This is a genomic window from Novosphingobium sp. B-7 (assembly GCF_000410615.1).
In the GTDB taxonomy this organism is placed as follows: Bacteria; Pseudomonadota; Alphaproteobacteria; order Sphingomonadales; family Sphingomonadaceae; genus Novosphingobium; species Novosphingobium capsulatum.
Genome location: NZ_APCQ01000456.1, coordinates 1 through 5,824 on the forward strand (window position 1 = coordinate 1; position 5,824 = coordinate 5,824).

Sequence of the window (5,824 nt, forward strand, 5' to 3'; positions counted from 1 at the left end):
CCGGCAATCCGATCCGCGCCCGCCGGGCATGGCAGATGCCGCGCTGCGAGCCGACCATGCCGGCGGCAACCACCGGCCAATCGCCCATCCGCGCGCGGATCGCGGCCACTTCATCGGCAAAGCCGCCCGGCCCCACCGCCAGCACGCCGCGATCGTCGCGAAAGGTCTCCAACACGCTACCCGCGCGATCGAGCAGATAGACACGGCGATTGGTGGTGCCCCAATCGATGGCAAGGAAACGGTCGTTCACGGTCAAATCACCACCAATAGGCATAGAGGGCCACCAGGATCGCCAGGATCGCCACGGCGGCGGCGTTGAAGCCGGCGCTGGTGCGGAACAGGTGCGCTTCCTTGCGGATGCCCTCGCCTTGTTGCACCTGCGGGCGCGCGAGTGAAACCCCCATGGCCAAGAGCAGCGAAATCACGAAGATGATGGCCATGCGGTTCATGAACGGCACTGCCTCGAGCGCGGCGATCCCGCCAAAGCGGAACACCAGGCTGAGCAGCACCGAAGCAACCGCGCCGGTCAGCGCGCCCGCCTCTGTCGCGCGCGGCCAGAACAGGCCGAGCAGGAAGATCACCGTGATCCCCGGCGTGACGAAGCCCGAGAACTCCTGGATATACTGGAACGCCTGGTCGAGCCCGCCGAGCAGCGGCCGCGCGGTGAGGATGGCGATCACCACCGCCAGGGCCGCCGCCACGCGGCCCACCGTCACCAGCTTCTTCTCGCTCTGCTGCCCCTTGGCAAAGCGGGCATAGATATCGAGCGTGAAGATCGTGGCGATCGAATTGATCTTGCTGGCGGTCGAGGCGATGATCGCGGCGACCAGCGCGGCGAAGACCAGGCCCAGCAGGCCCGGCGGCAGCATGCGCATCATCGCCGGATAGGCTTCGTCGGGCTTGGCGAGGTTGGGCGCCAGCAGCACCGCGGCAATGCCGGGCAGCACGATGATGATCGGCATGATCAGCTTGAGGAAACCGGCAAAGACCATGCCCCGCTGCGCTTCGGGCAGGCTCTTGGCGGCCAGCGCGCGCTGGATGATGTACTGGTTGCATCCCCAGTATGACAGGTTGGCGATCCACATCCCGCCGATGATCACCGACAGGCCCGGCAGATCCTTGTAGTGCGGATCATTGGCCGAGAGGATCATGTGGAAATGATCAGGCGTCTGCTGCACCAGCGCCTTGAAGCCCGAGAGGATACCCGGCCCATCGCCATAGAGCTGGCCGATCTGCCCCAGGGTGAGCCAGGCGATCACCAGCCCGCCCAGCACCAGCAGCGTCACCTGCACGATATCGGTCAGCGCCACAGCCTTGAGCCCGCCACGCAGCTGATAGAGCAACGCGAAGATGCCCAGCCCCGCCAGCGCCACGTCCTGGTTGACGCCGGCCACCTGCATTACCGCCACCGAGCCGAGCCAGATGATCGAGGTGAGGTTCACGAAGACATAGAGCACCAGCCAGAACACCGCCATGACCGTGCGGATCGTCGGGCCAAAGCGCTGCTCCAGGAACTGCGGCATGGTATAGATGCCGTTCGCCAGGAAGATCGGCAGGAAATACTTGGCGACCAGCAACAGCGTGGCCGCCGCCATCCATTCGTACGAGGCGATGGCAAGGCCGATCGCATAGCCCGACCCGGCCATGCCGACGATCTGTTCGGCCGAGATATTGGCCGCGATCAGCGAGGCGCCGATCGCCCACCACGGCAGCGATTTGGACGCAAGGAAGTAGTCGGTCGTGTCGGTTTCGTGCCCGGCCTTCTTGCGGCTGACCCATTGGGCCAGCGCGAAGATGAACACGGCATAGGCCGCCACCACGGTGGCATCGAGTGTCGATAGGCTCATTTCCCGCCCTCTCTGGTCGTTTGCGCGGGATTTGGCCTTGCCAATCCTGATCCGCGTCTATTTATATGATTAAAAAAGCACCCCATCGTGAAGGGATATCCGTGGCATTCCAACCGCTCGAAGCACGCGACGCGCTCGGCCGCAATCTCACCTACGGTCTGCTCGATCGGCTGGGCCTGCTGATCGTGGGCGGCGCCTATGCCGATCGGCCGTTTCCGACCGAGGCGGAGTTGTCTGAAGCGCACGGCGTCAGCCGCTCTGTCACGCGTGAGGCGGTCAAGATGCTGACGGCCAAGGGCCTGGTCAGCGCGCGGCCGCGCCAGGGCACGATCATCCAGCCCGACAGCCAGTGGAACCTGTTCGATCCCGACGTGCTGCGCTGGATGCTCGAGCGCCGCTTTTCGATCGACCTGCTTACCCATTTCGGCCAGCTGCGCGTGGCGATCGAGCCGGCTGCGGCGGCACTGGCCGCGCGCGAGGCGACCGAGGATGGCCTGGCGCTGATCCGTGCCGGCTTTGCCCGCATGCGCGCCGCCGATGCGGGGCAGGACGATGTGCTGGAAGCCGACGTTGCCTTCCACGTCGCCATTCTCAAGGCGTCGGGCAATCCGTTCTTCGGCCAGTTCCGCGATGTGGTGTCGACCGCGCTCAAGACCTCGATCCGCTATACCAACCGCATTGTCGGGCGCAGCGCCGATCTTGCCGCGCACGAGGCGGTGATGGAGGCGATCCTGGCGCGCGATGGACAGACCGCGCAAGCCCGCATGCGCGTGATCATCGAGGACGCGCTCGATGCCATTCGCCTGAACGAGGAAGCGCTGGCCTGACACCAACATCGCCGCCCCTCAGCCCCCGAACCGGGGCGTGGGGCAGCCGCGAAAGCCGGTACCGACGATCTCGAACAGGGCGCCGCCGGCTGGCTCGTCCACCCCGTCGGCGGCAGAGCTGACGAACAGGCGATCGCGGCTTGGCCCGGCAAAGGCCAGGTTGGTGATCTGGCTGGCGGGCAGCGCAACACAATGGGTGCGGGTGCCGTCAGCCAGGAAGCGGCTGACGCTGCCTGCCCCCCATTGCGCGATCCACAGGCCCCCGTCGCTGTCGATCGTCATGCCGTCGGGCGAACCCCAGCTTTCGGGAAAATCGAGGAACACCTCGCGCGGGCCCAGCGTGCCGTTGCCGTGGAAGGCAAAGCGATAGACGCGGCCCAGCGCGCTGTCGGTGTGATAGAGCCACTGCCCATCGGCCGACAGCACCGGTCCGTTGGCGATGCGATAGCCGCTGTCCACCCGCGTCCATGACAGATCGTGATCGAGCCGGTAGAAATTGCCGGTCGGGGTTTCCCCGTCCATGTTCATCGTGCCGGCCCAGATGCAGCCCTGCGGGCAGACCATGGCATCGTTCATGCGGTTGCGCGGCAGATCGGGCTCGGGCGCGCCGATCGGCACGCAGGAAAACGGGTCGAGCGTGATAGTGGCAAAGCCGCTGCGCAGCCCGGCGATGAAGCCGGGGCCGCCTTCGCGTTCCAGCACCCAGCCGATCATGTCGGGCACGTCCCATTCGGCCACGATGCCGCTGTCCAGGTCCAGCCGGTTGATGCGCTGGCCGATGATATCGACCCAGAACAGCGCCTGCTGGCGGTCGGACCAGATCAGCCCCTCGCCCAGCAGGTCGTGCCCGTGAATCGCACCAGGGCGGTCCACCGGCACGACCTGGATAGTGGCTTGATCGGTGGCTTGATCAGGGCCTTGATCAGTGGCTGTCACGCGGCACTCCATAGACCTGGGCCACCTTCTGGAACCGCACGGCATCCTCGATCACCGCACCGCCGGCAAACTGGCCAGTGATCTTGCGGCTGATCGCCTGCCACGGCGTCTGGTCTTCGGGGAAGCGGAACGGCTCTGCCGCCAGCGCGGCGCGGCGCGTGGCCAGTTCGGCATCGGAGACCAGCAGATTGACGCTGCGGGTTTTCAGATCGACGCGGATGCGATCGCCATCGCGCAGCAGCGCCAGGCCTCCGCCCACCGCCGCCTCGGGGCTGGCGTTGAGGATCGAGGGGCTGCCGCTGGTGCCCGATTGGCGCCCGTCACCCAGGCATGGCAGCGCATCGATCCCGGCGCGGATCAGCGCGGCGGGCGGGCGCATGTTGACCACCTCTGCCCCGCCCGGATAGCCGATCGGCCCGGCACCACGGATCACCAGGATCGCGCGTTCATCGATGCCGAGCGCGGGATCATCGATCCGCGCGTGATAGTCTTCCGGCCCGTCGAATACAAAGACCTGGCCTTCGAATGCCTCGGGATCATCGGGGTTCGACAGATAGCGTGCGCGGAACTGGTCGCTGATCACGCTTTTCTTCATGACAGCAGCATCGAACAGGTTGCCGCCCAGCACGGTGAGACCCGCCGCCGGCTTGAGCGGGCGATCGAACGGGCGGATCACATCCTCGTCGGCAATCTTCACGTGGGCCACGTTGTCGGCCACGCTCTTGCCATTGGCAGTCAGCGCGGCGCCGTCGAGCAAGCCGGCGCGGGCCAGTTCACCCATCACCGCCGGCACGCCGCCGGCGCGGAAATAGTCTTCGCCCAGATATTCGCCCGAGGGTTGCAGGTTCACCAGCAGGGGAATGTCGGCGCCATGGTTTTCCCAGTCTTCCAGCGTCAGTTCCACGCCCACGTGGCGGGCAATGGCGTTGAGATGGATCGGCGCATTGGTCGATCCGCCGATCGCGGAATTGACGCGAATGGCGTTGAGAAAGGCACTGCGGGTGAGAATGTCCGACGGCTTGCGATCAGCTGCAACCATCTCCACGATCTGCTTGCCCGTGTAATAGGCGCATTCCTGGCGATCGCGGTGCGGCGCGGGGATCGCGGCCGAGCCGGGCAGGCTCATGCCCAGCGCCTCGGCCAGCGAATTCATCGTGGTGGCAGTGCCCATGGTGTTGCAATAGCCGGTCGAAGGCGCAGAACTGGCCACCAGTTCGATGAAGCCCTTGAAATCGATCTCGCCCTTGGACAGCATTTCGCGCGCTTTCCACACGATCGTGCCGCTGCCCGTCCGCTTGCCCTCGTGCCAGCCATTGAGCATCGGCCCGACCGACAGGGCAATGGCGGGAATGTTGACCGTGGCCGCCGCCATCAAGGCCGCCGGCGTGGTCTTGTCGCAGCCGATCGTCAGCACCACGCCATCGAGCGGATAGCCGAACAGCACTTCTACCAGACCCAGATAGGCCAGGTTGCGATCGAGGCCGGCGGTGGGCCGCTTGCCCGTTTCCTGGATCGGGTGCAGCGGAAATTCAATGGGAATGCCGCCCGCCTCGCGAATGCCGTCGCGCACGCGGCTGGCGAGCACGAGGTGGTGGCGGTTGCACGGGGAAAGATCGCTGCCGGTCTGGGCAATGCCGATGATCGGCCGATCGGATTGCAGTTCCTCGATGGTCAGGCCGTAGTTGAGGTAGCGTTCCAGGTAGAGCGCGGTCATGTCGGCCGATTCGGGATTGTTGAACCACGCCCGCGAACGCAAGGCGCGAAAGCCGCTCTTCCCGGCGTCGCTGCCTGCGGCGTTGCCCTGTTCCGTCTGCTCATTGCCCACTTGAAGCCGCTCCTTTTCGTGCCTTCGGCCGTGGGCAGGATGCAGGCTTTTGTTCTGCAATCCCCGCCCATTGACCTCTCTAACCATATATATATGATAAATGTAAAGAGCCACCCCATAAGCTTGCGAGGAACCTGGAATGTCATACCCTCCGATCCGCCTTGGCCTGGTGGGCCTGGGCAAGATCGCCTGCGACCAGCACCTCCCCGCGATTGCGGGCAATTCCCGGTTCGATCTGGTCGCGGTGGCCGATCCGGTTCACCGGCTTGACGGGGTGCGCGGCTATGCTGGCCTGGCGGAAATGCTGGCCGGCGAGGCGGGCAAGCTCGATGCCGTGGCGCTATGCACGCCGCCCGCGGTGCGCGTGCCGCTGGCGCGCGCGGCCATCG

Annotated in this window: 5 protein-coding genes and 1 pseudogene; 2 read left to right on the forward strand and 4 right to left on the reverse strand. The window is 65.7% G+C overall.

Annotation, left to right across the window (positions count from 1 at the left end; all coding sequences use genetic code 11):
- Both H926_RS25790 and H926_RS0105555 read right to left on the reverse strand, forming a co-directional pair.
- On the reverse strand, positions 1-250 hold a 250-nt coding region (locus H926_RS25790), incomplete at its 3' end, for a 2-dehydro-3-deoxygalactonokinase (RefSeq protein ID WP_237740979.1).
- A gap of 7 nt (positions 251-257) precedes the next feature.
- Positions 258-1,847, reverse strand: a complete 1,590-nt coding sequence (locus H926_RS0105555; protein ID WP_022675428.1) for a sodium/sugar symporter — start codon at positions 1,845-1,847, stop codon at positions 258-260.
- 65 nt (positions 1,848-1,912) lie between these two features.
- Between H926_RS0105555 and H926_RS0105560 the strand changes: the two genes are divergently transcribed.
- The gene (locus H926_RS0105560) at positions 1,913-2,674 is read left to right on the forward strand and encodes a FadR/GntR family transcriptional regulator (RefSeq protein WP_171794366.1); all 762 of its coding nucleotides are present in this window, start codon (positions 1,913-1,915) and stop codon (positions 2,672-2,674) included.
- Between the two features lie 18 nt (positions 2,675-2,692).
- Here the strand turns inward: H926_RS0105560 and H926_RS0105565 are convergent, their stop codons facing one another.
- Positions 2,693-3,610, reverse strand: coding sequence for an SMP-30/gluconolactonase/LRE family protein (locus tag H926_RS0105565; protein ID WP_237740980.1), 918 nt, complete (start codon positions 3,608-3,610; stop codon positions 2,693-2,695).
- On the reverse strand, positions 3,597-5,324 hold the full coding sequence (locus H926_RS0105570) for an IlvD/Edd family dehydratase (protein WP_231627545.1): 1,728 nt from the start codon (positions 5,322-5,324) through the stop codon (positions 3,597-3,599). The genes H926_RS0105565 and H926_RS0105570 overlap by 14 nt, the downstream gene beginning before the upstream one ends.
- A 250-nt stretch (positions 5,325-5,574) precedes the next feature.
- Between H926_RS0105570 and H926_RS25795 the strand changes: the two are divergent.
- Positions 5,575-5,824: pseudogene (locus H926_RS25795) on the forward strand (gfo/Idh/MocA family oxidoreductase); the annotation flags it as partial.